The sequence below is a fragment of the Stenotrophomonas sp. YJH_SMC_16 genome, assembly GCF_059367875.1.
Genome location: NZ_JCAFRH010000005.1, coordinates 71,761 through 97,533, shown reverse-complemented (window position 1 = coordinate 97,533; position 25,773 = coordinate 71,761). Strand labels below are relative to the sequence as shown.

26 protein-coding genes and 1 tRNA gene are annotated in these 25,773 nt (G+C 62.1%); 15 read left to right on the top strand and 12 right to left on the bottom strand.

What is annotated here, in order from left to right:
- Window positions 1-41: 41 nt before the first annotated feature.
- Together AC5P6E_RS12515 and hutC are read left to right on the top strand one after the other, a co-directional pair.
- Entirely contained in the window at window positions 42-1,412 is a 1,371-nt protein-coding gene (locus AC5P6E_RS12515; RefSeq protein ID WP_248853692.1) for a formimidoylglutamate deiminase, read from the top strand.
- 27 nt (window positions 1,413-1,439) lie between these two features.
- On the top strand, window positions 1,440-2,168 hold the full coding sequence (gene hutC / locus AC5P6E_RS12510) for a histidine utilization transcriptional repressor HutC (RefSeq protein WP_049412977.1): 729 nt from the start codon (window positions 1,440-1,442) through the stop codon (window positions 2,166-2,168).
- A 101-nt stretch (window positions 2,169-2,269) separates the two neighbouring features.
- On the opposite strand, the gene AC5P6E_RS12505 is transcribed toward hutC, so the two are convergent.
- The 3 genes from AC5P6E_RS12505 to AC5P6E_RS12495 form a co-directional block, all read right to left on the bottom strand.
- Window positions 2,270-3,280 carry a restriction endonuclease gene (locus tag AC5P6E_RS12505; RefSeq protein ID WP_197602297.1) on the bottom strand — a complete coding sequence of 337 codons (1,011 nt, stop codon included), beginning with the start codon at window positions 3,278-3,280 and terminating at the stop codon, window positions 2,270-2,272.
- A 236-nt stretch (window positions 3,281-3,516) separates the two neighbouring features.
- Window positions 3,517-4,008, bottom strand: coding sequence for a phasin family protein (locus AC5P6E_RS12500; protein ID WP_010480542.1), 492 nt, complete (start codon window positions 4,006-4,008; stop codon window positions 3,517-3,519).
- Between the two features lie 81 nt (window positions 4,009-4,089).
- The gene (locus tag AC5P6E_RS12495; protein WP_049455440.1) at window positions 4,090-4,365 is read right to left on the bottom strand and encodes a polyhydroxyalkanoic acid system family protein; all 276 of its coding nucleotides are present in this window, start codon (window positions 4,363-4,365) and stop codon (window positions 4,090-4,092) included.
- A gap of 125 nt (window positions 4,366-4,490) precedes the next feature.
- Between AC5P6E_RS12495 and AC5P6E_RS12490 the strand changes: the two genes are divergently transcribed.
- From AC5P6E_RS12490 to aroA, 4 genes are all read left to right on the top strand, one after another.
- The gene (locus tag AC5P6E_RS12490) at window positions 4,491-5,297 is read left to right on the top strand and encodes an FHA domain-containing protein (RefSeq protein WP_010480552.1); all 807 of its coding nucleotides are present in this window, start codon (window positions 4,491-4,493) and stop codon (window positions 5,295-5,297) included.
- Between the two features lie 256 nt (window positions 5,298-5,553).
- A complete protein-coding gene (serC, locus tag AC5P6E_RS12485; RefSeq protein ID WP_019337284.1) occupies window positions 5,554-6,639 on the top strand; it encodes a 3-phosphoserine/phosphohydroxythreonine transaminase in 1,086 nt (361 codons plus the stop codon).
- 51 nt (window positions 6,640-6,690) lie between these two features.
- On the top strand, window positions 6,691-7,896 hold the full coding sequence (pheA, locus tag AC5P6E_RS12480) for a prephenate dehydratase (protein WP_019337283.1): 1,206 nt from the start codon (window positions 6,691-6,693) through the stop codon (window positions 7,894-7,896).
- 76 nt (window positions 7,897-7,972) lie between these two features.
- Entirely contained in the window at window positions 7,973-9,280 is a 1,308-nt protein-coding gene (aroA, locus tag AC5P6E_RS12475; protein ID WP_019337282.1) for a 3-phosphoshikimate 1-carboxyvinyltransferase, read from the top strand.
- 174 nt (window positions 9,281-9,454) lie between these two features.
- Here the strand turns inward: aroA and AC5P6E_RS12470 are convergent, their stop codons facing one another.
- Together AC5P6E_RS12470 and AC5P6E_RS12465 are read right to left on the bottom strand one after the other, a co-directional pair.
- Window positions 9,455-10,027, bottom strand: a complete 573-nt coding sequence (locus tag AC5P6E_RS12470; protein WP_049482538.1) for an energy transducer TonB — start codon at window positions 10,025-10,027, stop codon at window positions 9,455-9,457.
- A gap of 119 nt (window positions 10,028-10,146) precedes the next feature.
- Window positions 10,147-10,785 carry an energy transducer TonB gene (locus AC5P6E_RS12465; protein ID WP_100446140.1) on the bottom strand — a complete coding sequence of 213 codons (639 nt, stop codon included), beginning with the start codon at window positions 10,783-10,785 and terminating at the stop codon, window positions 10,147-10,149.
- Window positions 10,786-10,898: 113 nt separating this feature from the next.
- Here AC5P6E_RS12465 and serS point away from each other — a divergent pair, with 113 nt between their 5' ends.
- Complete coding sequence (gene serS, locus AC5P6E_RS12460) at window positions 10,899-12,179, top strand: serine--tRNA ligase (RefSeq protein WP_049436699.1); 1,281 nt, start codon at window positions 10,899-10,901, stop codon at window positions 12,177-12,179.
- A 177-nt stretch (window positions 12,180-12,356) separates the two neighbouring features.
- Here the strand turns inward: serS and AC5P6E_RS12455 are convergent, their stop codons facing one another.
- Window positions 12,357-12,707, bottom strand: a complete 351-nt coding sequence (locus AC5P6E_RS12455; RefSeq protein WP_019337278.1) for an SH3 domain-containing protein — start codon at window positions 12,705-12,707, stop codon at window positions 12,357-12,359.
- 218 nt (window positions 12,708-12,925) lie between these two features.
- Window positions 12,926-13,513, bottom strand: a complete 588-nt coding sequence (locus AC5P6E_RS12450; protein WP_010480565.1) for an FMN-dependent NADH-azoreductase — start codon at window positions 13,511-13,513, stop codon at window positions 12,926-12,928.
- Between the two features lie 128 nt (window positions 13,514-13,641).
- Here AC5P6E_RS12450 and AC5P6E_RS12445 point away from each other — a divergent pair, with 128 nt between their 5' ends.
- The gene (locus tag AC5P6E_RS12445; protein ID WP_049429058.1) at window positions 13,642-14,634 is read left to right on the top strand and encodes a LysR family transcriptional regulator; all 993 of its coding nucleotides are present in this window, start codon (window positions 13,642-13,644) and stop codon (window positions 14,632-14,634) included.
- 55 nt (window positions 14,635-14,689) lie between these two features.
- Here the strand turns inward: AC5P6E_RS12445 and AC5P6E_RS12440 are convergent, their stop codons facing one another.
- Window positions 14,690-15,763 (bottom strand): DUF4241 domain-containing protein, encoded by a 1,074-nt coding sequence (locus AC5P6E_RS12440; RefSeq protein ID WP_483697780.1) that lies wholly within the window; start codon window positions 15,761-15,763, stop codon window positions 14,690-14,692.
- A 125-nt stretch (window positions 15,764-15,888) separates the two neighbouring features.
- On the opposite strand from AC5P6E_RS12440, the gene AC5P6E_RS12435 reads away from it, so the two are divergent.
- The 6 genes from AC5P6E_RS12435 to AC5P6E_RS12410 all read left to right on the top strand — a co-directional run bounded on the left by AC5P6E_RS12435 (window position 15,889) and on the right by AC5P6E_RS12410 (window position 21,853).
- Window positions 15,889-15,978 (top strand) — tRNA-Ser (locus tag AC5P6E_RS12435).
- An 86-nt stretch (window positions 15,979-16,064) separates the two neighbouring features.
- Entirely contained in the window at window positions 16,065-17,528 is a 1,464-nt protein-coding gene (locus AC5P6E_RS12430) for a DUF6538 domain-containing protein (protein WP_495231042.1), read from the top strand.
- Between the two features lie 97 nt (window positions 17,529-17,625).
- Window positions 17,626-18,006 (top strand): H-NS family nucleoid-associated regulatory protein, encoded by a 381-nt coding sequence (locus AC5P6E_RS12425; protein ID WP_495231041.1) that lies wholly within the window; start codon window positions 17,626-17,628, stop codon window positions 18,004-18,006.
- A gap of 47 nt (window positions 18,007-18,053) precedes the next feature.
- The gene (locus AC5P6E_RS12420) at window positions 18,054-18,737 is read left to right on the top strand and encodes a hypothetical protein (protein ID WP_495231040.1); all 684 of its coding nucleotides are present in this window, start codon (window positions 18,054-18,056) and stop codon (window positions 18,735-18,737) included.
- Between the two features lie 867 nt (window positions 18,738-19,604).
- The gene (locus AC5P6E_RS12415; RefSeq protein ID WP_495231039.1) at window positions 19,605-20,810 is read left to right on the top strand and encodes a hypothetical protein; all 1,206 of its coding nucleotides are present in this window, start codon (window positions 19,605-19,607) and stop codon (window positions 20,808-20,810) included.
- Window positions 20,811-20,887: 77 nt separating this feature from the next.
- Window positions 20,888-21,853 carry a hypothetical protein gene (locus AC5P6E_RS12410; RefSeq protein WP_495231038.1) on the top strand — a complete coding sequence of 322 codons (966 nt, stop codon included), beginning with the start codon at window positions 20,888-20,890 and terminating at the stop codon, window positions 21,851-21,853.
- 12 nt (window positions 21,854-21,865) lie between these two features.
- Here the strand turns inward: AC5P6E_RS12410 and AC5P6E_RS12405 are convergent, their stop codons facing one another.
- The 4 genes from AC5P6E_RS12405 to AC5P6E_RS12390 all read right to left on the bottom strand — a co-directional run bounded on the left by AC5P6E_RS12405 (window position 21,866) and on the right by AC5P6E_RS12390 (window position 25,400).
- Complete coding sequence (locus tag AC5P6E_RS12405) at window positions 21,866-22,696, bottom strand: hypothetical protein (protein WP_495231037.1); 831 nt, start codon at window positions 22,694-22,696, stop codon at window positions 21,866-21,868.
- A 99-nt stretch (window positions 22,697-22,795) separates the two neighbouring features.
- Window positions 22,796-24,058 (bottom strand): Y-family DNA polymerase, encoded by a 1,263-nt coding sequence (locus tag AC5P6E_RS12400; RefSeq protein WP_495231036.1) that lies wholly within the window; start codon window positions 24,056-24,058, stop codon window positions 22,796-22,798.
- Window positions 24,059-24,060: 2 nt separating this feature from the next.
- On the bottom strand, window positions 24,061-24,945 hold the full coding sequence (locus AC5P6E_RS12395; RefSeq protein WP_261996935.1) for a hypothetical protein: 885 nt from the start codon (window positions 24,943-24,945) through the stop codon (window positions 24,061-24,063).
- On the bottom strand, window positions 24,945-25,400 hold the full coding sequence (locus AC5P6E_RS12390) for a LexA family protein (protein WP_495231035.1): 456 nt from the start codon (window positions 25,398-25,400) through the stop codon (window positions 24,945-24,947). Before AC5P6E_RS12390 ends, AC5P6E_RS12395 begins: the two co-directional genes overlap by 1 nt.
- Before the next feature lie 137 nt (window positions 25,401-25,537).
- Between AC5P6E_RS12390 and AC5P6E_RS12385 the strand changes: the two genes are divergently transcribed.
- On the top strand, window positions 25,538-25,771 hold the full coding sequence (locus AC5P6E_RS12385) for a hypothetical protein (protein WP_495231034.1): 234 nt from the start codon (window positions 25,538-25,540) through the stop codon (window positions 25,769-25,771).
- Window positions 25,772-25,773 lie beyond the last annotated feature (2 nt).

The window sequence follows — 25,773 nt, the reverse complement described above, 5'->3', positions numbered from 1 at the left end:
ATGTCTATACAATATAGGCGTCCATTTCGGGTTGTCCAGCCATGTCCGATTCGCGTTCCCCGCACTGTTTCCATGCCGCCCACGCCCTGCTGGCCGAGGGCTGGGCCCGTGATGTCCGCCTGCAGGTTCAGGACGGCCGCATCACCTCGATCAGCACGGGGCAGGGCGCGCAGGACGGTGACACCCGCGTCGGCATCCTGGTGCCGGGCCTGCCCAACCTGCACAGCCACGCCTTCCAGCGCGGCATGGCCGGCCTGACCGAGATCGGCGGCGGTGACGGTGACAGCTTCTGGAGCTGGCGCGAACTGATGTACCGCTTCCTGGCCCATCTGCGCCCGGACGCGGTGCAGGCCATCGCCGCCCAGGCCTACATGGAAATGCTGGAAAGCGGCTTCACCCGCGTCGGCGAATTCCACTACCTGCACCACGATGCCGACGGCCGCGCCTATGCCAACCGCGCCGAGATGAGTGCGCGGATCGCGGCGGCGGCCGATCAGACCGGCATCGGCCTGACCCTGCTGCCGGTGTTCTATGCGCATGCCGATTTCGGCGGGGCAGCGCCGAATCCCGCTCAGCGTCGCCTGATCCACGATGTGGACGGCTTCGCGCAGTTGCTGGATGCCGCCAAGCCGGCATTGGCCGCGCTGCCCGATGCGGTGCTCGGCATCGCACCGCACAGCCTGCGCGCTGTCACGGGCGAGGAACTGGGTGCGTTGTTGCCGCTCACCGATGGCCCGGTGCACATCCATATCGCCGAGCAGATGCGTGAAGTCGAGGCCTGCCTGGCGTGGAGCGGCCAGCGCCCGGTGCAGTGGCTGTACGACCACGCACCGGTCGATGCGCGTTGGTGCCTGGTGCACGCCACCCACATCACCGACGACGAGCGTGCCGCCATCGTGGCCAGCCAGGCCGTGGCCGGCCTGTGCCCGATCACCGAAGCCAACCTGGGCGACGGTCTGTTCCCGATGCAGGCGTTCGCGCGCGAGGGTGGCCGTTTCGGTGTCGGCTCCGATTCCAACGTGCTGATCGATGCCGCCGAAGAACTGCGCCTGCTCGAATACGGCCAACGCCTGACCCTGCGTGGGCGCAATGTGCTGGCCCCGGACGCCACCCGCAGCACCGGCCGCTTCCTGTTCGAAGGCGCACTGCACGGTGGGTCGCAGGCGCTGGGCGTGGCCGCTGGCCTGCAGGTCGGTGCCAGTGCCGATCTGGTCGAACTGGACGCCGCGCACCCGGCGCTGCAGGCGCGACAGGATGACGCATGGCTTGACAGCTGGGTGTTCGCCGCACGTAATGGCGCGCTGCGATCGGTCTGGCGCCATGGCCGCCAATGCGTGGCCGAGGGCCGCCACCTGCAGCGCGAGGCGATCACCACCGCCTTCGCCGCCGCCCTGAAGGGCGTGCTGGGCTGATCGCCTCCGCCACCGGGACCCCATTACGTGAAGGCCAGCAAGTCCGCCACGCTCAACCAGCGTATCCGCAGCGATCTGGAAAGCCGCATCCTCAGCGGAGAATGGGCGCCGGGCTTCCGCATTCCATACGAACACGAGCTGATGGAGCAGTACGGCTGCTCGCGGATGACGGTGAACAAAGTGCTGACCGCGCTGGCCGAGAGCGGCATGATCGAACGTCGCCGTCGTGCGGGTTCGTTCGTGGCGCGGCAACCCCCGCACCTGGAGCAGGTGGCGTTGGAAATTCCGGACATTGCGATGGAGGTCGGTTCGCGCGGGCATCAGTACGGCTACCGGCTGCTGCAGCGCGAGCTGCGTCTGGCTGAAGTGGGCAATGCCGGCGAAGTGGAACTGGCCGGCAGCGAAATGCTGTTGGCGATGCGTTGCCTGCACCTGGCCGATGGCCGCCCGCTGGCGCTGGAGCATCGCCTGATCAGCCCCGTCGGCGTGCCCGAGGTGCTGGAGGTCGATTTCAGCACTACCGCGCCGGGCAGCTGGCTGCTGCAGAACGTGTCGTGGACCCGCGCCCAGCATCGCATCAGTGCCTGGGGCGCGGATGCTGTCACCGCCAAGCTGCTCGATGTGAAGCCCGGTACCGCCTGTCTGGTGATCGAGCGCTTGACCTGGCGCGGTGAGCAGCCGATCACCCGCGTGCGCCAGGTGTTCCTCGGCGATGCCTGGGACCTGGTTGCGCGCTTCGCGCCTGGGGCGCGCTAGAGGCGTATCCACGCATGGCGTGGATCTACTGAATCCCGGTTGGGATTATCCGACGCGTGTGAATCCCTGGTAGATCCACGCCATGCGTGGATGCTGCCCCATCAATACGTGGCGCATTGGCGCCAGCGCACCGGCTCATCCACACCGGGTCGGGCATTGAGCTGGATGCGCACGTTGCGCAGGGCGGGGTAGTGCAGCACTTCCTCGCAGACCTGCGGCCACACCGCGTCCAGCTCGCCGGTGCGGTTGATCGCCAGCGTCTGCCGGGTCAACCAGACACCGCTGGCGATGCCGGGCTTGCCGGCCAAGGCACGGGACAGATCGGCCTGGAAGCGCTCCAGCGTAGCGGCATCCGGGTTGGGGTTGCTGCGCGCATCGGTTGAGGGCGCGGCCGGTGCAGGCGTAGCGGCCGGCGGCATGGTGGCGGGGGCCGGCGCCGGTTCGGGCGCCGCTTCAACCGCAGGCGCAACCGGCGCGGGGGCGACCGCCACCTCGGCAACGGGCGGGGCGTCCTGCACGTGCAGCCCTTGCAGGCTCAATCCCACCAGCAGGCCCAGCGTGACCGCGCCGAGCGCGGCAATGGCGATCCGGCGCAGGGCTTCATGGCGGGCGCTGGCGCGCACACGGGTTTCGATTTCCGCCGGTAGATAGGGTTGCAGCAGCGGCCACAGGCGCGGGCCGTCCAGCACCTCGACCGCCTGCTTCTCGGCGGCGCTGCGGCCGTCGCGTTCCATCCGGCCTTCGGTCAGCAGCACGCCGCCCTTGGCGCCGGCCAGGCGCGCGGCTGCACCCAGTTCGTTCACTGCAGCGGTGCCGATGCGGTAGGCCAGGCCGTGCTTGCACGACACCAGCCAGCTGTTGGGGCCGTCACTGAGCAGGAAATCGCTGCTGGGCTCACGGGATTCCTCGCCTGGGTCATCCAGTTCGCGCAGGCCGCGCTGCTCGCGCAGCATGCGCTTGACCAGTACCGAGAATTCGCGCCAGTGCATGCCAGCCAGGGCCTGCAAGCCGAGTTGCATCTCCTTCTGCCGCCGTTTGATCCACCACAGATAGACAACGGCCAGGGAACAGGTAAGCAGGGCCGACAGCAGGGCCAGGATCCAAGGGAGCATGCAGGAGGTGCGCGGAAGGGGCGAATGCGAAGGCGACAGTGTAAAGGTCGCGCCGTGCCGCTGAGTCAGGATGTTCCTGACAGGAAGCGTGATGGAACGCGCAGTTCGGAATACCGCAGGCACGAAAAACCCGCCAATCCTGAAGCCGTGAGGGGAGGGAACAAACGGCAGCCGAAGCGATTGGCGGGTTGCTCGCGATTGTCAATCAAAATTTATTGCATTGCAACAATGGCCGGTCAGGGCACGCTGCCTGGCGACTGATGGCTGCCCGGTGCAGGTGCATCAGTGCCCGAGGCGTCGCGATTCTCCAGCTTGGCCAGGCGCGCCTGCAGGGCATCGATGCGAGCCTCCAGCGCAGTCACCTCGTCGGCGGTGGGTACGTGCAGGCGCTTGAGTACGCCCTGCACCTGATCGTCGAACGCCTTTTCAACCTTGTTCCAGGTGCCGGAGGCCTTCTCGCGGGCCTCGTCCAGCGAGGTTTCAACGTTGTCGCGCCAGCCCGGGCCCTGTTCGCCGTTGCGTTCACGGCGGCGGGCTTCCCAGGCTTCGCCTTCCTTCACCAGGCCGTCGAAGAAGCGGCTGCCTTCGGCCTGTGCACGGCCAAGAGCGCCCAGGCCGGCCAGCCAGACCTGCTGCGCCGAGTCACTCAGCTTGCGCGAGAAGCGCTCGGCCTGGTCACCGAACGAGGCGTCGTCGTTGCGGCGGTCATCGTTTTCGTACTGGTTCATCGCACTTCCCGTGGGAGTTGGGCCTGCCCCCGAGAGTAGCGCGCGTTGGCGTTGCACGGCCGTGATGGCCGCCGCCGGGGTTCAGCCCAGCTTTTCCTTCAGCACGCGCTGGATCTCGCCTTCGACCATGCCCTTCATCGCCGACAGCAGGAAGCCCAGCTTGGCGGTCACGCGCACGGCGCCCGGCTGCAGTTCGATCGCACCGTCCACGCCGCTGCCGGAGAAATTCAGTACGTCGGCAGTCCAGGACGACTTCAGGCCGAAGCGCTCGGACAACTTGGCGGCAACCTGTTCGATCGCGGTGCGCGCCTGTGCGTCGGGCAGGGCGTGGGCGTGGCGGACATCGATGGTGGACATTCAGGCTCCTGGCGCAGGGCGGGGATGATCAATGAGGGCGAGCATTGTGCGCATCGAGGGCCTCCGCGCCAAGCACTCATCGTGGGTTCTTCTTCGTTGGCGGCCAACCTGCTAGGCTGCGCCGCGTGCAGAACCTGCTTGTCCACTTCAGTCAGCAACAACAGCCCGACCAGCCGCTGCGGCCCGGGGTGCAACGCATCGTGCGCCAGGCCAACGGCAGTGTGCGGCTCGGCGATGCCGGCCACGGTGCCCTGCTGCTGGCGCAGTTCTGCGTGGATGATCGCGGCCTCTGGCTGCAGGTCGGCAACGGTATCCGCGGCATTCATGTGAACGGTCGCCCGGTGCGGCGCATGGCGCTGCTGCGTGCCGGCGATGCGGTGTATGTGGACGGCGTGGAAATGGTCCTGCAGGGCGAGGTCGAGAGCCTGCTGCAGGCGCCTGCGCCGAAGAACGACGACGGCTCCGATGAGCAGCAGCGCCTGCTGCGCGGTGTCGGTGGCCTGCACCATGGCCGCAGCTTCACGCTGTCGCGGTCCCGCCTGATCGGCCGCGGCGGCGACGCTGACATCGAGATCAATGAACCGGCCTTCGCCGAACAGCACGCCCGCGTGGAAGTGCACGGCGAGCGCGTGCTGCTGCGTGACCTGGGCAGTGCCGACGGCACCCGGGTCAACGGTGTGGCCGTGCGCCACTGCTGGCTGCAGGCGGGCGACCAGGTCGTGTTCGATGGCCAGCACCGGTTCGTGCTGGAAGTGCCGCATGACCCGCGCCGGCGCCCGCTGCCGGATGAAGACGAGTCCAGCCAGGACGCCGAGCAGGCGCCGGTGCTGCCGGCCGTGCCGCGCAAGGTCCGGCGCTGGCCGTGGCTGCTGGTCAGTGCGCTGCTGCTGGCCGCGCTGCTCAGCCTGCTGCTCTGGTTCGGCGCGCGCTGATCTGAATCCGCCGGGCATGGCCCGACGCTACCCCCCCCCCCGGCGTGTGCCCACCCGCTTCCGGTAGGTGCCGACCTTGGTCGGCACGCTCCTTCGGCGGGAATGACGCCTGACGGCGTACGCCGACCAAGGTCGGCGACTACCGGCGCCATGCGGGTGGCCAATGGATTCCAATGAAACCAAATTTCCCTTGCGCCACAAGGCCGCAAGGCTGGTGCACTGCGGCATACTAGGGGTCTTGCCCCACAGGTGTGACATGACGCGCGCGTTCAACTTCAGTGCCGGCCCTGCAACCTTGCCGGAATCGGTCCTGCGCCAGGCGCAGGCGGAAATGCTGGACTGGCACGGTACCGGTGCCTCGATCGTGGAAATGAGCCATCGCGGTGTGGAATTCATGTCCGTGGCCGCCGAGGCGGAAGCCGATCTGCGACGCCTGCTCGACATCCCCGACGACTATGCGGTGCTGTTCCTGTCCGGTGGTGCGACCACCCAGCAGGCGCTGATCCCGCTCAACTTCGCCGCCCCCGGCCAACGTGCCGACTACGTGGTCAGTGGCCACTGGGGCAAGACCGCGGTCAAGCAGGCCGGTGTCTACGTCGACGTCAACATCGCCGCCAGCAGCGAGGCCAACGGCTACCGCGAACTGCCGGCGCGTGCCGACTGGCAGCTGTCGCCCGATGCCGCCTACGTGCACATCACCGCCAACGAGACCATCCACGGCGTCGAGTTCCGTGATGTGCCCGACACCGGCAACGTTCCGCTGATCGCGGACTTCAGCTCGTCCATCGCCAGCGAACCGCTTGATGTGCGCCGTTATGGCGTGATCTACGCCGGCGCGCAGAAAAACCTCGGCCCGGTCGGCATCGCGGTGATGATCATCCGCCGCGACCTGCTCGAGCGCAGTGGCCAGCCACGTGCGGACATCTTCGATTACCGCTCGCACGTCGCCCGTGATTCGATGCTCAACACCCCGCCGACCTGGAACTGGTACCTGGCGGGCCTGGTGTTCAAGTGGATGCTGGCAGAAGGTGGGGTGGCCGAGTTCGCCAAGCGCAACGCCGCCAAGGCCGCGCTGGTGTACGGCGCCATCGACGGCTCCGGCGGCTTCTACCGCAATGAGGTCGCACATGCGGCCCGTTCGCGGATGAACATCCCGTTCTTCCTGCCCGATGCCGAGCTCGATGCCCGCTTCGTCGCCGAAGCCAAGGCCGCCGGCCTGCTGGCGCTGAAGGGCCACAAGGTGGTCGGGGGCATCCGTGCCTCGCTGTACAACGCCATGCCGCTGGCCGGGGCCGAGGCGCTGGTCGCCTTCATGGCTGATTTCCAGCAGCGTCACGGTTGAGCAATGAACGGCGCGCACCGTCGGGTGCGTGCCCCGCAACAAGGAACTCCGATGGCAAGCAGCAAATCCAGCAAGAAGGCGCCGAAGAAGGCCGAACCGGCCAAGGACAGCGCCTCCACCAAGGCCAAGGGCAAGAGCACGTCCAAGGCCGCGTCGAATCCGGCGCCTACCCTGGCGCCGCTGGCGCTGGCCGATGTGCGCTCGAAGATCGACCAGATCGACCGTGACATCCAGAACCTGATCGCTGAGCGCGCGCGCTTCGCCCACCAGGTCGGCAAGGCCAAGGGCAAGCTCGCCGCCGCCGTCGACTACTACCGCCCCGAGCGCGAAGCGCAGGTGCTGCGCATGGTGGTGGACCGCAACGAAGGCCCGCTCAGCGATGAACTGCTGGTGCACGTCTACCGCGAGATCATGTCGGCCTGCCTGGCCCAGCAGGAGCCGCTGAAGATCGGCTACCTCGGCCCGGAAGGCACCTTCAGCCAGCAGGCGGTGCTCAAGCACTTCGGCCGCTCCGCGCTGGGCCTGCCGATGGCCAGCATCGAGGAGGTGTTTCAGGAAGTGGAAGCGGGCAACGCCGATTTCGGCGTGGTGCCGGTGGAGAATTCGGGGCAGGGCACCATCCAGATCACTCTGGACATGTTCCTGACCTCCAACCTGAAGATCTGTGGCGAAGTGGAACTGCGCGTGCAGCAGTACCTGATGTCGCGCAGCGGCCGCCTCGAGGACATCGAGCGCATCTACGCACACCCGCAGTCGTTCATGCAGACCTCGGCGTGGCTGCGCGCCAACCTGCCGAAGGCCGAGAAGATTCCGGTATCCAGCAACGCCGAAGGCGCGCGTCGCGCGCGCAACGCCGATGATGCGGCGGCCATTGGTGGCGAGAGCGCCGGCCACGTGTACGGCCTGAAGAAGGTGGTCACCAAGCCGATCCAGAACGATGCCGACAACACCACCCGCTTCCTGGTGGTGGGTCGCAACATCTTCCCGACCTCCGGCCACGACCGCACCTCGGTGCTGGTGTTCATCCATGACAAGCCCGGTGCGCTGTTCGACGTGCTCAGCCCGTTCGCCCGCCACGGCATCAGCATGAACCGCATCGAGTCGCGGCCGTCGCACCACGGCAAGTGGGAGTACGGCTTCTTCATCGACCTGGCGGGCCACATCGACGACGCGCCGATGCAGGCTGCCCTGGCCGAACTGGAAGCGCACTCGGCGCAGATCAAGGTGCTCGGCTCCTACCCGGTGGCCGTGCCCTGAGTGCTGCTGCGGCGGCAACAGCCGCCGCTCCCTGATGCATCGCCGGCGCTGCCGGTGTTTACGGAATGATCGAACGATGAGCAACGCGCAACACTGGATTGCCCGCAAGGGCCAGCCGCTGCAGGGCAGCCTGACCATTCCCGGCGACAAGTCGGTCTCGCACCGCTCGGTGATGTTCGCCGCGCTGGCCGATGGCACCTCGCATATCGAGGGCTTCCTGGAAGGCGAAGACACCCGCGCCACGGCGCGCATCTTCAGCCAGCTCGGCGTGCGCATCGAAACCCCCAGCCCGTCGCAGCGCATCGTGCACGGCGTCGGCATCGACGGCCTGCAGGCACCCAGCGCACCGCTGGACTGCGGCAACGCCGGTACCGGCATGCGCCTGCTGGCCGGCCTGCTGGCAGGCCAGGCATTCGACTGCACGCTGATCGGCGATGAATCGTTGTCGGGCCGCCCGATGCGCCGCGTCACTGGCCCGCTGTCGCAGATGGGCGCGAAGATCGACACCCAGGATGACGGCACGCCGCCGTTGCATGTGCATGGCGGCCAGTCGCTGCACGGCATCGACTTCGCCTCGCCGGTGGCCAGCGCACAGATCAAGTCCGCAGTGCTGCTGGCCGGCCTGTACGCGCAGGGCGAAACCAGCGTGCTGGAACCGCATCCGACCCGTGACTACACCGAGCGCATGCTGTCGGCGTTCGGCGTGGACATCGAATTCTCACCGGGCAAGGCCCGCCTGCGTGGCGGCCAGCGCCTGCGCGCCACGGACATCGTGGTGCCGGCCGACTTCTCGTCTGCGGCGTTCTACCTGGTGGCCGCCAGCATCATTCCTGGTTCACAGCTGCGCCTGAAGCAGGTCGGCCTGAACCCGCGCCGCACTGGCCTGCTGCACGCGCTGCGCCTGATGGGGGCGGACATCACCGAAGAGAATCCGGCCGAGCAGGGCGGTGAGCCGGTGGCGGACCTGGTGGTGCGCTACGCCCCGCTGAAGGGCGCGCGCATTCCGGAAGCGTTGGTGCCGGACATGATCGACGAGTTCCCGGCGCTGTTCGTGGCCGCCGCCGCCGCAGAAGGCCAGACCGTGGTGAGCGGTGCGGCCGAGCTGCGGGTGAAGGAATCCGACCGCCTTGCTGCGATGGCCACCGGCCTGCGCGCGCTGGGCATGCAGGTGGACGAAACCGAAGACGGCGCCACCCTGCATGGTGGCGTTCGCCTGGGCAGCGGCACCATCGAAAGCCACGGTGACCATCGCATCGCCATGGCGTTCGCCATCGCCGGCCAGATCAGTGACGGCGAAGTGCGCATCAACGATATCGCCAATGTCGCCACGTCCTTCCCGGATTTCGATGGCCTGGCGCGCAGCGCCGGGTTCAACCTGGCCTGATCGTCACAGCAACCTCCGGGCCACGCCCGGCGGATCGCATTGCACGGTAGAAGCCAACCTCGGTTGGCGCGCTCACCTCATCCGGTAGGTGCCAACCTCGGTTGGCACGCTTTTCCGCATAAAAGGACGGAGGCCGAAGCCTCCGTCTAAACATCACGAACCCCTCGTCCGCGATCAACGCTGCTCGGTACGGAAATCCACCGGGACCCGCACCACGCTGGCGACGGCACGGCCCTCGTGCATCGCCGGCTGGAACTTCCAGTTCTGCACGGTGTTCAGCACCGCGCGATCCAGATCACGACTGCGCTCGCCGCTGCGCGAAACGATCGCAGCATTAGCGACATTGCCGTGGGTATCTACACTCAGGCTGGCGATCACGCTGCCCTGCACGCCACTACGCAGCGCAGCGGCGGGGTAGGTGGGCATGCGGTTGCTGGCCAGCGGGCGGGCCTCACGATTGCGCGCTACCGGCGCGGCCTTCCGCGAAGCAGTAGCCGGGGCTGCCTGGCGCGCGGCAGGGGCCGCTGCATCCGTCACCGCGGCCTGCTCGGGGGCTGGAAGCATGCGCTCACCGACCGGCGCTGGCGCCACATCTTCCTGGTTGGAATGACGCAGCCAGAGCAGGGCGGCAGCAAACATCGCCACGATCAGCGCGATCCACATCCAGGGCGACGTGGGTTTGTGCTGCAGGCTGGAATCCTCCTGCAGCTGCGGCGAATGAAGGTCTTCGTGGGTGGTGGCAGTCATCGCTAACTCCTTCCGTCAATGGACGACGTGGGAAGTGTTGCGCGAGCCACGGACGAGAAGTGTCAGCGTTGCGTCAACGCCACCGGCAGGGTTCAGTTTGCCTGCCGGGAAGTGTTCAGTTACTGGGTCTTGAAGTCGAACGGCACTTCAATGCTCCCGGGGACGGGCTGGCCGTTGCTCTGCGCGGGGGTGAAACGCCAACGGCGTACGGCGTCGGTGGCGGCACGGTCGAGGTCGCGTGAACCACTGCGCTGGATCACCGTGGCGTTGTTCGGATAGCCGGTGGCGTCTACATCCACGCGTACCACCACGGTACCGGTTTCGCCGGCGCGCAGGGCGGCGGCGGGGTACGACGGCGGCGGCGACTGACCGGCAATCGGCATCGGTTGGCTGTTGCCGGTCGTGGCCGGGGCAGCGCCCGGGGTGGCCGGGGCCGGCTCGGCGATCGGGGCGGGCGGTGGCGGGGCGGTTTCGACCAGCTTCGGCGCTTCTTCCTCGACCGGGGCCGGCTTGGCATCGGGCATGTCGCTGGAGCCGGCCGCAGCGGCCAACGGTTCCGGCAGGGGCTCGACCTGGGCGGTTTCCTGCGGGGTCTGCGCGGCCGGGTCGGCGCGGAAGAACTCCTTGTCACGGCCGGTCAGCCAGACCAGCACGAACAGCAGCACGCCCACGCCGAAGGCGATGCCGGCGATCTTCAGGGCGTTGCGCGGGATATGCACAGTAAACGACTTGGCGGACGACGAGCGGGGTGCAGACATGGACCGGACCAGTACGGAATAGCCCGATTCTGCCACGGCGGGAATGAACCGGGCGGCAGAAATCCGTATAACAAGCGATAATCCCATCCCTGATACCCACCACGACACCTGCCATGCTTGATCCAGCCCTGCTCCGCCACCAGCCCGCCGACCTCGCCGAACGCCTGCGCACCAGCCGCGGCTTCGAGCTCGACGTGTCTGCCCTGGAGTCCCTGGAGGCCGATCGCAAGCGCATCCAGGTGCGGACCCAGGAGCTGCAGAGCCTGCGCAACAGCCGTTCCAAGGCCATCGGCCAGGCCAAGGCCAAGGGCGAGGACGTTTCGGCCATCATGGCCGAGGTTGCCGCCTTCGCCGACGAGCTGAAGGCCTCGGAAGTGGCGTTGGACGAGCTGCGTGAGAAGATCGAAGCGATCTCGATGGGCATTCCGAACCTGCCGGCCGATGACGTGCCGGCCGGTGCCGACGAGAACGACAACGTCGAGCAGGCACGTTGGGGTACCCCGCGCCAGTTCGATTTCAAGGTGCTCGACCACGTCGAGCTGGGCGCCCGCAACGGCTGGCTGGACGGCGAGACCGCGGCCAAGCTGTCCGGCTCGCGCTTCACCGTACTGCGCGGCCCGATCGCGCGCCTGCACCGTGCGCTGGCCCAGTTCATGGTCGACCTGCACACCGGTGAGCACGGCTATGAGGAAACCAACGTGCCGCTACTGGTCAACGCCGATTCGCTGCGTGGCACCAGCCAGCTGCCGAAGTTCGAGGACGACCTGTTCAAGACCGCCGTGGGCGACTCCACGCGGTACCTGATCCCGACCTCGGAAGTGCCGCTGACCAACATCGTGCGCGACGAGATCGTCGAGGCCGAGCGCCTGCCGCTGCGTATGACCGCCCACTCGATGTGCTTCCGTGCCGAGGCCGGCAGCGGCGGCCGCGACGTGCGTGGCATGATCCGCCAGCACCAGTTCGAGAAGGTCGAGCTGGTCTCGATCAGCCGCCCGGAAGACAGCGACGCCGAACACCAGCGCATGACCCGCTGCGCCGAAGTGGTGCTGGAGAAGCTGGGCCTGCCTTACCGCAAGGTGCTGCTGTGCACCGGTGACATGGGCTTCTCGGCCATCAAGACCTACGACCTGGAAGTCTGGCTGCCGTCGCAGGAAACCTATCGCGAGATCTCCTCGTGCTCGAACTGTGGTGACTTCCAGGCCCGCCGCATGCAGGCGCGCTGGCGCAACCCGGCCACCGGCAAGCCGGAACTGGCGCACACGCTGAACGGCTCGGGCGTGGCGGTTGGCCGCGCGATGATCGCAGTGATGGAGAACTACCAGAACGCCGACGGCAGCATCACCGTGCCGGAAGCGCTGCGCCCGTACATGGGTGGGCTGGAAACCATCGCCTGATTCTCTGATCGGGTGGGTGCCATGCATGCATGGCACCGCTGTGGCTCTGGTGGGTGCCATGCTTGCACGGCACCGAATCCACGCATGGCGTGGATCTACTGGAGGATGTTGCACGCGCCCGGCATGAATTCACCGATGCCTCAGTAGATCCACGCCATGCGTGGATGAACCCCGCGATTACCGCATGGCCCGCAGCTTCTCCAGCGGCACCCATCCCGGTTCGCCGGTCTCCGGCACGCACCACGCCCAACCATTGAGCGTGCGCTGCCCACGCAGCACCTGCCCGGGATCCACATCCAGCTCCCGTGCGCAGTAATCCTCGGTGGCAAACGCGTCACCCTGCGCAGTGCGACCGATCACGGGCGCCGGCACGAAACCGGGCTGCTGCCCTTCGGCCTCGCACAGGAACCAGTCGTCCCAGCCCTCCGGGCCTTCATAGCGTTCGCCCACCACCAGCGCCTGGCCACGGCGCAGGGTGATCGGGTGCGGAAATTCGCTGCGGTGTGCAGTGGTCACGATGTAGTTCATGGCCCCAGCCTAACGTTCTGGTGAGCGCCGCGCATGGCACCGAATCCACGCACACGTGCAGTAGATCCACACCGTGCGTGGATGGCGAGCCCTCGGGCCAGACACAGAAAAGCGGCCCCGCAAAGCGGGGCCGCCAGGGTGGGCCGGGATGGGGGAGGGGATCCCGGCCCGCGTTCAGCGCCCAGACGAGGAGAGAGGGGCACCGAACGCTGGAACGCTTATGCAGCGGCGGCTTCAGCCGCTTCGTGCGACGGCAGGGCCGCCAACGCGCCAGCGATGGCGTCTTCACGGTGCTGCGGCGAGTAGGCGATGCCTTCGGCACGTACGAACTCGATGTCGTTGATGCCCCAGAAGGCGAACGTCTGGCGCAGGAACGGTTCCTGGAAGTCGGCCGGCGAATCGGTGTAGATGCCGCCGCGGCTGCTGACCACGATCACGCGCTTGCCGCCGGCCAGGCCGATCGGGCCGTTCTCGGTGTACTTGAAGGTGCGCCCGGCCACGGCCACGCGGTCGATCCAGGCCTTCAGCGTGGACGGGATGCTGAAGTTGTACATCGGCGCGCCGATCACCACGATGTCCGCGGCAAGGAACTGCTCGAGCACCTGTTCAGCATCGGCGGCTTCGGCCGCGTCCGCCTTGGCCAGCGAGCTGCTGCGAAGATGCGGTACCGGATTGGCGTCAAGATCGCGATAATCGATCTGCAGGCCTTCGATCTGCTGCTTGAAGCGGGCCACCACGGCGGCGGTCAGGTGGCGGGAGACGGAGTTCTCGCCAAGCACGCTGGCGTCGAGATGCAGAAGCTTCATGGCAGTCACCTATGTTCTGGGAGGGAGGGGGCGGGGTGGCCCCGCCGACGGAGAGAACGATAGGTTGTTGCAAAGGCGGGATAAAGGTGGTTGAATGCCACGTATTGTTCTAGATATGGAACTCGGGCATGCATGACCTGAATGATCTGTACTACTTCGCGATGGTGGTCGACCACGGCGGATTTGCCGCCGCCGAGCGTGCGCTGGGCATCCCCAAGTCGCGCCTGAGCCGCCGCATCAGCCAGCTGGAGACCGACCTGGGCGTGCGCCTGCTGCAGCGCTCCACGCGCCGTTTCGCGGTCACCGACGTCGGCACCAGCGTGCACCGCCACGCGCAGACGATGCTGGCCGAGGCGCAGGCCGCCCGCGAAGTGGTCGACCGCCTCAGTGCGGAACCGCGCGGCGTGGTGCGCGCCAGCGTGCCGGTGTCGCTGGCGCAGATGCAGCTGCCCAAGCTGCTGCCCAAGTTCCTTGAGCAGTACCCGAAGGTGCGCCTGCAGCTGAACATCAGCAACCGCCGCGTGGACATCATCAACGAAGGCTATGACGTGGCCCTGCGCGTGCGTTCGCGCCTGGACGACGACGGCAGCCTGGTGATGCGCAGCTTCGGCCAGGTGCAGGAACTGCTGGTGGCCAGCCCGAAGTACCTGGACCGCGCTGGCCGGCCGAAGGACCCGGAAGAGCTGACCCAGCACGTTACCCTCAGCATCAGCGAAGACGAAGCACGCCAGCGCTGGGAACTGCATGGTCCGGAAGGCGAAGTGCGCCGGGTCGACCTGCAGCCGCGCGTAGCCGGCTTCGATTTCCCGCTGCTGCAGAGCATGGTGAAGGACGGCTTCGGCATCACCATGCTGCCGGAAACCGTGTGCGCCGATGCCGTGCGCAATGGCGAGCTGGAAGTGGTGCTGCCGGACTGGTCGCTGCCGCAGGGCGTGTGCCATGCCGTGTTCGCCTCGCGCCGTGGCCTGCTGCCGGCGGTGCGCGTGTTCATCGACTTCCTGGCCGAACATCTGCCGCCGCAGCTGGAGGCCTCGCGCCTGCATTGCGATGGTGCCTGCGAGAAGGCCAAGGAGCGGATCAAGGCCAGTGCACTGGGTGCGCTGGCGGTGGATGCCGGCTGAGGGACATCAACGGTAGCGCCGGGCCATGCCCGGCGTTGCTGTTTCCGGGCGTCGATCACTTCCGCCCGAACAATCGGTCCCAGAAGCTGCGTCGCGGGGCTGCCTGCGGTGCTGGCTGGGCTGCAATGACCGGTGCCTCCAGCACCGCTATCAGCTCCGCGCTGCGTGGCTTCTTCAGGAAGCGCGCGTAGTCCAGGTAGCTGGTCACCTTGCTCATGTGCAGGCGCTCCGGCATCGCCGGCAATGCGCCGCCCTGCAGCAGTACCCGCAATGCCTGCGGACGGTCCAGCCGGATCGCCTCGAACACCGCGGTGCCGCCGCAGTCCGGTTCGATCTGATTGGCGCGCTGCGGCGCATCCTTCAACAGGTCGCGCAGCGCATCCGCGTCGTCCCGCTCCACGGCCGCCACCAGCCGCGCCAGCGCTTCCGCTTCTTCACGTGGAAGGTTGTCGCGATAGGCCTGGTCGGCGATCTCGCGCTCGTCGCGCCCGTCTCCGCCCTGGATGCACAGGAAATCGGTGACCAGAGCGACCGGAATGCCGGACGTATCCAGCGCCCAGTAGCTTGGGTAAACGCCGTCGCCCCAGCCGCTGGTGAATACGACCAGGCCATGCGGTGAGTCCTCGCCCCAGGGGCGGTATTCGGTGCCTTCGTCCAGGCCATCATGGTCGATCAGCGCATCCGACCACTCGCCGCCTTCGTCGCCATCGGCCCGTTCGATCAGGGCCAGCAGTGCCTGCTGGGTGTCGGTATCCATGAAGCAGCCGATGCCGGCGTCGACCGGGTAGCCGATGAAGCTGTCCTCATCCAGTCCGGTCAGGTCCTGCGTGGTCCAGCGCGCCATCTGCCAGTGCAGCGCAGACGCGGTGAGTGCCTGACGCGGCTTGAACCAGACCACGGCCAGGGCTGGGCGGCCGCTGTGCACGATGATTTCCACCGGATGCCGACCCAACGGGGCGGTGTAGTCGGCCAGCGCAGGCGCCTCGGCCTGGACCAGTGGATCGCAGACCACCAGATGCCCACTACTGACCGGCAGGTGCCCAGCGAAAGTGCGATGCAGGGCCACTGCGGCCAGCTGGGTGTCGTCCAGCAGGGTAGTGCGCAGGTTGGCCAGGTCGAGGTGGGCCATGGGGGCTCCGATTGCAGTGAAGGCCCCACCGTGCCGGATGCGAAGGGCGGGGGGCAAGGGTGGTCTTGGGCAAATGCCCTTCACGTGCGAGAATACGCCGCTGCCCGGGTAACTGGGACCCGATTGGAGAGATGGCCGAGCGGTTTAAGGCACCGGTCTTGAAAACCGGCGAAGGGTCAAACCTTCCGTGGGTTCGAATCCCACTCTCTCCGCCATATCATCGCAAGTAATTGATTTATATGTTTATTTGCATGATTTGATTGATTGTTAAATGGGACACAAGTCGGGACACATCTCCCGCATGCGCATCCCTCACAATCTCGTTCGAGCTGCTTCCGGCAACTTCTCTTTCCGCCAGCGTGTTCCTGGTGATCTACACGCAGTTGTGGGTCTCAGGCTCATCAAACGCGCTCTAAATACTGCCGACACTAGCTGCGCTCGTATGCGCGCAACCGTTCTCGCGTCAAGCTATGCTCAGGCCTATGACTTGCTGCGAGAAAGAAGTGTGGAGAAGTTCGGTAAAAAGGATCTGGAAGATCTTGTTGAGCGGCTGAGCAAAGGTGCAGGTCGAAATGATCTCACTTTGCATCGGACTCAAGCCGCCGATGGCACGATCACAGAGCGGTGGCAGATGGATAGCGAGGAAGACGTAAAGCTCTTCCGTCAAGCGCAAGCCCAAGCGAATGCTGCGGAAGTCGCAGCAATCGGCGTCCTTGATCCCACTCCCGTTCGGCGTACACACGCTTCTCGACCCCAAGTCACCGAAACCATTAGCCTCGAGAAGGCTCGCGATGCGTGGCTTGCAAGCATCAAACCGCGCACGCTACCCAAGACCTACACGATCAAGCTTGCAGCGGTGGAATCGTTGGTTTCATTCCTCGGGCCGAAATCCAAGCTCCACACTGTGTCCCGACCTGACCTGGCGCGCTGGTATCAGCACCTTCGCGACAACGGTGCATCCACGCCAACGCTCACGAATAAACAAAGCTATGTAGGCGGAAAGGGCGGCTTCTTCGATTGGTCAATTGCGTCAGGCTTTTACCCGAAGGGCGATAACCCGGCCACCGGACATGTGAGCTATTCGCTCCGCGAGAAGCGTGCGCGCAGGAAGCTTGGTTTTAAAGCATATGACGATGAGCAGATCCAGACGATCTTCTCACCCAGCAACTTCGAAAAGCTCTCCCAAAACGCCAAATGGGCCTCGCTGATCGGGCTCTACACTGGTGCTCGTGCTTCTGAGGTGGGCCAGTTGCTGGTGACAGACGTCTTCAATGAAGGGAAATTGGCTTGTATCCGAATTTCGGATGAGGGTGAAAATCAGAAGGTGAAGACCGAGGTCAGTCTTCGCACCGTGCCTCTGCATCCAGCTTTGATTGAACTAGGCCTTCTTGTTTGGGTTGAGAGCCGAAGAGCGGCAGGGCATAAGCGCCTGTTCCCCCAAGCCAAAGGCACTGCTCTCAACGGGCAAGGAAATTGGATCACCAAGGCATTTAGCCGCCACTTGTCTGTGATTGGCAAAGAATGGCCGAAGGCTAAACGTGGCTTCCATTCGTTGAGAAAAACCTTCATCCAGGAGTTGCAAGGACTTGGTGTGTCTTCTGAACTTCGCGCTCAAATTGTGGGTCACGAGCTCGATGACGAGCACCATGCGACATACAGCAGGGACTTCACTGCCGCAGAAAAGCTCAATGGTATGGGCAAGCACTCGCCCGGCCTTGCGGCGCTAAATTACAAGTTGAGACTTGGTCCGGACTCAATGAATTGAGCTAAAAGATCAGTTCAGAACGTTGCCAGTTTTATGCCAGTTCGATATGATCAGGATGCATCCCGAATTCCTTTGATCAACCAAAGAGTGCAATCGAATGGCAATGACTTACGCAGAAATTCAGAAGAAAGAGAAAGAACTTCGTGATGCTCTGCAAAAGCTTGAGCAGGACAAGGAGAAGTTGCTTGCTGCCGAGGCAACGAAGCACTTTGAGGACATCCACGGCAAGATGTCTGAGTTCTTCCAGCACTTCACTGCCGAACAAAAGGCTGAATTGAAGTCGTTCTTCCCGTCTGACAAGGTTCGCGGAGCGAAGAAGGGCGGTAAGCAGTCTCAGGAAAAGGGCAGTGTGCAGCCGAAGTATGAGCTGCCGACTGGCGAGAAGTGGAGCGGTCGTGGCCGCACCCCGATTTCGTTCCAGGAGTGGAAGAAAGCGAATCCGGATCACGAATATCCGGCATACCCACACAAGGCCTGATTTCTCATTGAACCTCGGAAAGCCGGCAGCAATGTCGGCTTTTTTATATGCCAAGACTGACAAACGAACAGGCTGAGCAAGAAGGCTTCCAGAAAACGTTGGAGTCACTTTTTGCCAGTGAAGAAAAGCGCGAAGAGATGACAGCCAAACAGGACTATGCATCAGTGCGCAAGATGCTTCATGGGATGAGTGGAGATGCTCTATTCACACTATCCATGACTGCTTTCTTCCTTGGCATCACAAGCAGCGCTTTGCGGGAGGCTCGAAAGAAATATGACGATCCTTTCTCCGTGTCCAAAAGCCACGCGGCTCGCAAAGATCAAATCTTGCGATGGTGGGCCACGGTCTTAAAGAAAAAGAGCGGGCTAGTGGAGGAGATTGAAGGCGGCGTTGGTCTCGATCTTCATTCCAACCCAAATCTCTTTATCGTCTTCAAAGACAAGATCACGGGTCGGCCGGTTGTTCTTTGCAATAGCCTGATCACCTCTGTCTCTGACGAGCTCTTGTCAGATACCTTGCGGGCTGGATGTCGTGTCGTGGCACTCACACCTGAAAAGGCAATTGAGAAGCCCTGGGCGGTGCATGAAGAAAAGGCCGCTTACATTGAGGCCTACCGCAAGCATCTTGAAGCCAAGCATCGGCAGAAGCTCCTATGGCTGGATCGAGAGCAGGCGCAAAGCAAAGCGCTCGCTGATCGGGCAGAGCTTGACGCTTCAACGGTAAGAAGGTAGTTGCACCTACCCAAGTTATTCTGGTGGATAGCAGGTGTGATGGAATTATAAATACCTAAATTATTGCCAATTCTGGATTCTCTGTTTTGCTGGTTCTAAGTCAGCAAATCAGGAGATCCAGTGCGGTATAAGCGAGATCAGAAATACCATGCAAGAGAGCGGCATCTATACGCTCTTAGATTTAAAAGCGGGGCCGTCTACATCGGCCAGACCGTTGACCTGGCCCGGCGGCAAAAGGAACACGAGTCGGTTGCTGGTGGCTGGCCGAGTGCATTCGACTTCCAGCATTTGTCCACGATTGAAGGCACTCAGCTTGAAGCCGAAGATCATGAGAGAGCTTGGCGCTATGTCGCAGCCTCTCACGGGCATCAAATCTTTGGCAAGCCACCTGGGATCGTTGTGGATTGCAGGCGTCAGCAGACGCCTAATAGCTTAAAGCTCGCGAAGACCCTGCGGTGGCCTGATCCAAGAATGCCAATGAGCCATCGGGTCTGGAAGGTGGTCCACACTGCCTTGCTTAGATTAGGTCGCTAAAAAGTGTGCTTCGACAGTTTGTTGCACGAGCTATAAATAAGCATGTAGTCCAATAATATAAGGAGCACTACATGCAAATAAAATTATCGTTGGGAACAGAGTATCGAGTAACATTGCTAGACAAGAACGTTGTTGTATTGATTGTTCATGGCACGAAGCTAGGTGTAGTTCAGTTCACGCTGGATGGCATCTACGGGGAGCGTTCAGACATAGAGTTCTTGCAATGGAGCAAAATTGAGGAGGGGATTGGAATAGACTAACGGTCAAGAAGTGAAGTGGTTGAACGCTAAGTTCCCACTTCACGGACTGGGTCCGCACCGCTAAGCTCGCCCGATGCTAACCGTCCTTCATCCCGAGCTTTACCACCAGGTCTTGAGCTACCCAATCGGCATCATGGCTGCGCCTGATCCTGATGGTGGCAATCCCTTCCTCATCGTCAAGGCTCACAAAGAGTTCCTTCTCGCGGCCAAGATCAGCGGCTTCATCAAGGTCTATGTGTGTCCTGCGGACCTTGGCGGACGAGAGACACTGGCATTGGTCTTCGCGTTCTTCGACGACGAAGACGAGCCCTTGAATATCCTCACGCCGCTGGTCGATGACGTCGAGAGTCGCCAGCTGTTGGCGGCCCTGAAAAGTCCTTCCGTCAACGTCCACTTCTTCGATGAGCATGGGCGCGAGTTCTTGGTCTACGAAGCGGAGATTGTTGTCCCAGAAGTCACAAGGGGCCGGCTGGATGGGCTGAAGCTGCTTGGGTCGGACTTCGTCGAGGCTCAGAACATGCTGCATGGAGTCGCTATCTGGTTCGGCCTGCGAACCTCCCAGGACGACGAAGAGGCACTGACAGTCAGGCTTGTCCACGCGCCCTATGGAGAGAGTCTTGCCATCCAGGATGCTCGGTATCCGCTCCATCAACATCATGGGGCTAAGGGATACAGCATCTCCACGTTAGAGAGGGAGGAGCCTGGGAACTTTCAGGAAGAAGACATCATCAAGTGCTTGGCGATGTGCTTTCCCCAAAGCCAGATCTACCACGGACCACTACGAACAACTGACAAGGAAGAGATTTGTGACGTCTTGGTGGTGACAGATGATCGAGTGCTCATCATCCAAGCTAAGGACAGTCCGAACGTTGAGCGCATCGCAAAGCAGAAGCTCAGTCGGAAGCAAACCAATGCGATGACCGCTTTCAAGAAAGCTGTGGCACAGGTTCGGGGTGCACAAAGTTACATCAAAGCAGGCAACGGAACGCTTCGATACGTCCTCAATGGCGAAGAGAAGTCAATCGATATCAGTCAGAAGCAGCTCTTTGCGATCACGATCATCAAAGAAGTCTTTGAGCGAGAGAGCGAAGAATACGCGAAGATCCTCAATGTGCTGATGGTGGAGCGCAGCATCCCTTGCTACGTGATCTCTTATGGCATGTTCTTTGAGCTCTGCTATCGAGTCCATGACCCTGACAAGTTCTTTCAGTTTTCAGAAGAAATGGTTGAGAGCATCAAGAATCTGCAAGACCTCCCTGTGATCAACTTCCACTCCTAGTCCACTTTAGAGGCTATCCTTAATCTTCTAGGAAGTTTTTTCAGTTCTTTTGAACTTACAACTGGTGGGGGTGGGCAGTGGCAGACTGGCTTGGCGAAGCATTGGAGACGGCGAGAGACCCGTTCGCCCTGATCGTTAAAGGACCCCGCGTCCTTGCAGAATGGATGGATCAAAGACGCGAGAAGCGATACCAAGAGTTCATCGATGCGGCACGCGTAGGGGATGTTTTTCCTGAGAATGCGGAAGCCATGACTGCTGAGGATTTGGTAGCAATCATGCGATCCCTCGAACAGGACATGGAAGCAGAAAAATCTGTTCTTTATGGTCGTCTTGCACGAACTATTGCGCTTGGGCGAATAGTGTTGTCAGAGCGGCGGCATTTCATCAAAGTCCTACGCGAGTTGAGCTTTCACCAAGTCGAGCAGCTCAGAAGCGCACATGTGTCCACGCTCTTCAATCTCCATCCGGGTTCTGGTAGCGGAAGGATGGTGCCAAAGGACTTCCTTGCATCACTTGTTGAGCATGACAAGCTGCAGATCGAGCAGTTGGGCCTGTGGGTTAAAGACAGTCTGTCGCCCACAGGGAAGCGCTTGGTTGAAGCTTGTTACTTGAAGGATGAACTCACGCCCCAGGCCATCGGTGCTCGTGAGTGGGTAGATGGGATGCTCGACATCATCTGCAACGAAATCGGCGAAGGAGAATGCTCTCGATTTATTGATGAGGTGACGATGGTTGGGCACGGGCGCTTGGTCAAGGTTAGAAATCAGGCCGCTTTCCGATCCAAGAACACGATTTCTTCGTTGTTTCCGTCATCGATGGCCGTGCTTCTATATTTTGATCCTTCCAAGCTTACGAGCCAGTGGAAATTTGTTGAGGAGCGCATTAGGCCTGGGACAGAGGTGGTCACCGCATCTTTTGATGACGGTTCATCTCGCGAACCTACGCTTTCAAGCTATCGCCACTTCAACCTGGCAAGCGGTATTCCCATCGTGGCATCCGAGATCATTGACCATTTTCTTGCCGCTAAGTCGGGCGAGCGGTGATCAATGGAGCATCTATGGAACTGGATTCATCACAGAAGACTCCCATTCCTTAGAAAGCTCTACTAGCGCTTCGTGTGCCGTGAGAAGGTCGTGGTGAGCCTTCTTCAAGTGGGGAATGATCTCCTTGAGTTTGATGGGATCCTGAGTCCCAATTCCCCATGAAAAGGAACCATCAGCATGCTTGGTCCACTCAGTGTGCTCCGTCAGCCCAATGACGAGCTGGCGAGGCGCGCCGTGCTGAAAGCTGTTCCGGAAGTGTCCGCTTGCCTCGTTGAGTTCCTGGGCCTCAAGGAGGGTCAGCTTCTCTGCTAATTCCGGCCACGCTTTCCAATTCTCAGCCACGGACTTTGCAACCTTCATGGTCACATGGGTGCTGCCGTCCCAGCGAAGCGGCTGCCCGATGATGCTATTGGTCAGTGCGCCACACTCGACCGTGGCGTAGATCATTTGCCCTCGGATTGCTTGTGTCGCCGAAATGGCGAGATTGGCAAGCGGCTCAATGTGCTCAATCGCGAGGGAAAAAATCTGCTTGTAATCTAGGCCTTCTATCACCAGATCCCATGCTTCAAGATTGCGTATCATCTGCCCGAAACTGTTGATCTGGTTTGCAATTTCTTTCATGGCCCTCGATAGGGCGTTATCGAGCACCATGGCTGTCCCTGGGATGCTCTCAAAGCTACCAAAGGGTGGGTAATAAGGTGCGTGCGCGAGCTGCGGAATGTGATGCCTGATGGCCAAGAACATTTTGTATCTCGCAACTTGAAAGCTGTCAGCCCCATGTAGCTGAGAGTCAATGTCATTCAGCACCAGGTTGCGAATACGAAAGCGTTCCATGTCATCCATCATGAGCACCTTATGCTTTTGGGGTGGGGTCTATCTGACCCGTTGCCGTCATGGGGGAAGTTGTGATCGATGGGGCGGCCGGGCCATTTCAGGCTGATCCTACCTCACGCGAATGAGCTGCTTCCAATCAGTGGTGTAAGCCGGTGAGAGCATGTCCCTCTTGACTGACCAGGCGGGCTTCTCAAGGGTCTTTCCCCTTGGACGCCAAGCCGTGGAAGCAAAGCCCATAGAGCCTCGGCCGAACTTCTGGTTGGTCCGGTCCATGACATCCATAATGGCCTTGCTGCGCTGATCGACCCCGGCGAACAGGTCTCCTTGCTGGACATCCATGTGGCTCAGATCAAGCAAGCTGACACCTGCTTTCTTGTAGCCGTAGCCATGTTTGAACATGGATTTGGCCAGCCCCTGGGCAACCATCAGAATTTCCCTGGTGTCAGCAGACGGCATCAGCAATCGAAACGACTTTGATGGATTGTATTGCGGCAAATTTTGCTTGAAAGGGTTCGTCTGGATGAAGACCCATACGCCCGCTGCTTGCAGCTGCCTTGAACGAAGCTTTTCGCAGGCTCGCTGTGCGAAAGTGGCAATGGCTTGCATCAGCTCGGTCTGTGACGTGATGTCTTTGCCGAATGTCCGAGACACCATGATTTCCTTGCGCTGTGGCTCGTGTTCTTCGAGTTCTGCACACGAGATGCCCTGCAACTCCCGCTGCGTGCGTGCCAGCACAACACCATATCGAGAACGCAGAGTGTCTACGTCAGTGGCAGCGAGATCGCCAGCCGTCAGGATGCCATCCGCACCCAATCTTGCAGTGAGCTTCCTTCCCACACCCCAAACATCCTCAACTGGGTATGTGAGCAGGGCAGGGTCGTCAGGCATCGTCGTAACTACACCTTCCACAGTGGACTTGGCCCTCTTGTTGCTGAGCTTCGCCAGCGTCTTCGTCGGTCCAATGCCTACACATGAGGGAATGCCGGTCCACTTCAAGATACGAGCACGGGCTTCGGCTGCGAGAGGCTCGTGATCCTTTGAGGGGATGCCTGCCAGGTCAATGAAGTTTTCATCGATGCTGTATTGCTCGATTGCAGGAAAGAGGGCTCTTAAGATCGACGCAATCCTGGTGCTGATGTCACCGTAGAGCGCGAAATTTGCAGAGCGAAAAGTGATCTGCCGGCGCACGTCTGGTGGGATCTGGTGAATTGGCGCACCCATGGGCACACCGAGCTTTTTGCTCAATGCGTCCCTGGCAATGACACAGCCATCCCCGCTGCTTGCCACACACACAGGCTTACCGCGAAGCCTGGGATCGAAGCTTGCTTCAACAGAGCAGTAGAAGTTGTTCCCGTCTTGGAGAGCGATCATGCTCACAGCCTGATCTCGCTCACATCGTGCCATCGCGTGATCTCAGCCGACAGCTCATCCCACTTCGCGTGAAGAACTGCGGGGTCGCCGCTGAAAAGTGGTTGCTCGATGTGCTCAAACTGATCGAACTGGGGCCTTGGAAGGACCGAGCCAATGCCGTCATAGCAAAGGGCGCTACCTAGGATCTCTGCCGTTTGCGCAAGGTCCCTGAATGCATTTTTTGCATCCGTAAGCTGCCAGCTTTCCAACTGCCTTCCTGCCCGACTTGCTTCCGTAGCCGCATGAGCCACGTCGATGTGCGTGTGCGTAACCACACCTTCAAGCCTTGCCATACGCTGTTCCAGCGCAACAAAGAAGTCTTCTCGAATCACATCATCAGCCGTTCTGTTTTGCTCGGTCGTTCCGCTCAGCGTGTCGAACTCGAGATGCCTACGGATCGATAGTTCTTCATCGAACCTCCGGCCGGAGACGATTGTGCCAGCGGGATGAGCGCGAACGAACTCTTCGAACCGTGCACGAGTGGCTACGTAGTCATAGTTGAGGCCGGCAATCTCTTCTACAAAAACCCGTCTAGTGATGAGCTCACGAGCCGCCTTCGCATCAGCGATGAGGCCTCCAATCGAGCAGACGCCCCGTGCACCCCCAATGGGATGTTTGTCAGCCAGTTTACGGACGCCCAAGAACGCGCTGTGCCAAAAACCGTTGGCAAGCATGCTGACCATGACTCCGTTTAGCTGCTTGCCTTGAGGGCCATCTGGAGCTTGGTCGATGGCTTCCACTAGGCAGGTGAACACGGCAAGGTCCCAAGCCATTCCGGATAGCTGCTTGCAGATGCTGTTCTCGTCGGTTTGGAAGATGCTCTTCCACTGCTCAATACGCTCGCGCATCATCGCCTCAGCTGCTTTTTAAAAGACCAAGTCACCACACCCCAGACATCCAGTTCAATGTCTGGGGGCACCAGGATAGGAGGGTAGTCCGGGTGTCCCGAGTGGAGCGCCAGACGATTCCGGCTCATGGCAAGCCGCTTGACCATGAACCCCCCTTCCCACAGCACCAGGACAATGTCCCCGTGCCTCGGCTCTAGGCTGCGGTCAACGACCAACGTGTCGCCTTCGTCGATTCCCAGCCCGGTCATGCTGTCCCCCTCAGCGGTGGCAAAGAACGTGGCCACTGGATTGCTGATGCAGTGCTGATTGAGGCAGAGCGTGTCCTCGGCCCCGAAGAAGTCCTCTGCTGGGCTAGGGAAGCCGCAAGAGACGCGCATACGCAGGACGGGCAGTGCATGGGTAGGTGCGGTGGGGCTGAAAGCGCCCAGGAGGCTTGGAGGGGCGATGGGGTGCATAGTGGGAGAGTCCGAGAAAGCTGAATCACGGGCTGAGACTGACAGGCCTCAGCATGCTGCTACGGCGCTAGCTTAGAACTCAGTTAGTTAAATTACTAACCAATTCCATAAGTCATTGATGAAGAAGGACCGGCCCGATGCCTGCGAAGCTGAATACGCTGGAAGCTCAACTCAACGCGCTTGAAACCGACCTTCCCTTGCTGATCCAGGCCCACTCCAGCTCGGGCGACTTCCGGGCAGTCTTCGCAGGCCTGGCAGATGTCATTGAGGACAACGCGGGAGCACACCAGAAGTTGGTCGCTCAACGGATCAGTGCCATGCTTACCCGGCACGGCATTGCCTGCGAAGATGAGCCGGGCGCAGTGACCTAAGG

Excerpts from the sequence above, each read along its gene's own strand:
- AC5P6E_RS12515 (WP_248853692.1), top strand. The coding sequence starts at position 42 with ATGTCCGATTCGCGTTCCCCGCACTGTTTCCATGCCGCCCACGCCCTG.
- AC5P6E_RS12505 (WP_197602297.1), bottom strand. The coding sequence starts at position 3,280 with ATGCTCCCTTGGATCCTGGCCCTGCTGTCGGCCCTGCTTACCTGTTCC.
- AC5P6E_RS12500 (WP_010480542.1), bottom strand. The coding sequence starts at position 4,008 with ATGAACCAGTACGAAAACGATGACCGCCGCAACGACGACGCCTCGTTC.
- AC5P6E_RS12495 (WP_049455440.1), bottom strand. The coding sequence starts at position 4,365 with ATGTCCACCATCGATGTCCGCCACGCCCACGCCCTGCCCGACGCACAG.
- serC (WP_019337284.1), top strand. The coding sequence starts at position 5,554 with ATGACGCGCGCGTTCAACTTCAGTGCCGGCCCTGCAACCTTGCCGGAA.
- pheA (WP_019337283.1), top strand. The coding sequence starts at position 6,691 with ATGGCAAGCAGCAAATCCAGCAAGAAGGCGCCGAAGAAGGCCGAACCG.
- aroA (WP_019337282.1), top strand. The coding sequence starts at position 7,973 with ATGAGCAACGCGCAACACTGGATTGCCCGCAAGGGCCAGCCGCTGCAG.
- AC5P6E_RS12470 (WP_049482538.1), bottom strand. The coding sequence starts at position 10,027 with ATGACTGCCACCACCCACGAAGACCTTCATTCGCCGCAGCTGCAGGAG.
- AC5P6E_RS12465 (WP_100446140.1), bottom strand. The coding sequence starts at position 10,785 with ATGTCTGCACCCCGCTCGTCGTCCGCCAAGTCGTTTACTGTGCATATC.
- serS (WP_049436699.1), top strand. The coding sequence starts at position 10,899 with ATGCTTGATCCAGCCCTGCTCCGCCACCAGCCCGCCGACCTCGCCGAA.
- AC5P6E_RS12455 (WP_019337278.1), bottom strand. The coding sequence starts at position 12,707 with ATGAACTACATCGTGACCACTGCACACCGCAGCGAATTTCCGCACCCG.
- AC5P6E_RS12450 (WP_010480565.1), bottom strand. The coding sequence starts at position 13,513 with ATGAAGCTTCTGCATCTCGACGCCAGCGTGCTTGGCGAGAACTCCGTC.
- AC5P6E_RS12445 (WP_049429058.1), top strand. The coding sequence starts at position 13,642 with ATGCATGACCTGAATGATCTGTACTACTTCGCGATGGTGGTCGACCAC.
- AC5P6E_RS12440 (WP_483697780.1), bottom strand. The coding sequence starts at position 15,763 with ATGGCCCACCTCGACCTGGCCAACCTGCGCACTACCCTGCTGGACGAC.
- AC5P6E_RS12430 (WP_495231042.1), top strand. The coding sequence starts at position 16,065 with ATGCGCATCCCTCACAATCTCGTTCGAGCTGCTTCCGGCAACTTCTCT.
- AC5P6E_RS12425 (WP_495231041.1), top strand. The coding sequence starts at position 17,626 with ATGGCAATGACTTACGCAGAAATTCAGAAGAAAGAGAAAGAACTTCGT.
- AC5P6E_RS12420 (WP_495231040.1), top strand. The coding sequence starts at position 18,054 with ATGCCAAGACTGACAAACGAACAGGCTGAGCAAGAAGGCTTCCAGAAA.
- AC5P6E_RS12415 (WP_495231039.1), top strand. The coding sequence starts at position 19,605 with ATGCTAACCGTCCTTCATCCCGAGCTTTACCACCAGGTCTTGAGCTAC.
- AC5P6E_RS12405 (WP_495231037.1), bottom strand. The coding sequence starts at position 22,696 with ATGGATGACATGGAACGCTTTCGTATTCGCAACCTGGTGCTGAATGAC.
- AC5P6E_RS12400 (WP_495231036.1), bottom strand. The coding sequence starts at position 24,058 with ATGATCGCTCTCCAAGACGGGAACAACTTCTACTGCTCTGTTGAAGCA.
- AC5P6E_RS12395 (WP_261996935.1), bottom strand. The coding sequence starts at position 24,945 with ATGCGCGAGCGTATTGAGCAGTGGAAGAGCATCTTCCAAACCGACGAG.
- AC5P6E_RS12390 (WP_495231035.1), bottom strand. The coding sequence starts at position 25,400 with ATGCACCCCATCGCCCCTCCAAGCCTCCTGGGCGCTTTCAGCCCCACC.
- AC5P6E_RS12385 (WP_495231034.1), top strand. The coding sequence starts at position 25,538 with ATGCCTGCGAAGCTGAATACGCTGGAAGCTCAACTCAACGCGCTTGAA.